1 protein-coding gene is annotated in these 759 nt (G+C 63.8%); it reads left to right on the top strand.

From position 1 onward, the window contains the following. Window positions 1-759: radical SAM protein (locus tag AU465_RS32990; protein ID WP_192257187.1), on the top strand; the 759-nt coding region annotated here is incomplete at both ends.

Raw genomic sequence — 759 nt, 5'->3', positions numbered from 1 at the left:
TCTCCACGTTCCGTTCTGCCGGTCGATGTGCCGGTATTGCGGCTTCCCTACCACCATCACCCGCCGGGATGCGCCGATTCTCAATTATCTGGCGATGCTGCGTGACGAGATCCGTTTGGTCTCGGAGCAAACGCCGCGGGCACTGCCCGTGAGCGACGTGCATTTCGGAGGCGGAACGCCGACCCTAATCGGGCCAGCTGAGTTCCTCGCACTGATGGAGTTCCTGCGCCGCCGCTTCGCGTTCAGGAAAACGGCTACTGTTGCCGTGGAGATCGATCCACGCACGTTCACGGCCGAGATGGCCGAAGCCTTAGGAGCAGCCGACATAAACCGCGCGAGCCTCGGCGTGCAGAGCTTCGATCCCATTGTTCAAAAGGCGATCAACCGGGTCCAGAGTGAGGCGCAAACGGCGACTGCCGTCGAAGAGCTGCGCCGGCATGGGGTAGGCCGCATCAATTTCGACCTCATCTTCGGTCTGCCGCATCAGACGGTGCAGTCCTGCGTACAGACCGCTAGGTCGGCGGTCGCCATGCGCCCCAACCGGCTTGCGGTATTCGGCTACGCGCACATTCCGTCCCTTATCAAGAATCAGCGCCAGATCGAGGAGACAGCACTGCCGGACAGCGCTGCCCGCGCCGAACAGGCTGCGGCCGTGGCCGAGACGCTGGTTGCCGCCGGCTACCGAGAGATCGGGCTCGACCATTTCGCCTTGCCGGACGACGAGCTCGCGCTGGCACAGAAAACCGGTCGCCTGCGGCG

Source organism: Mesorhizobium silamurunense (assembly GCF_014843905.1).
Classification (GTDB): Bacteria; Pseudomonadota; Alphaproteobacteria; order Rhizobiales; family Rhizobiaceae; genus Mesorhizobium; species Mesorhizobium silamurunense.
Note: the sequence above shows the minus strand (reverse complement) of the source record. Positions and strands in the feature narration are given on the sequence as shown.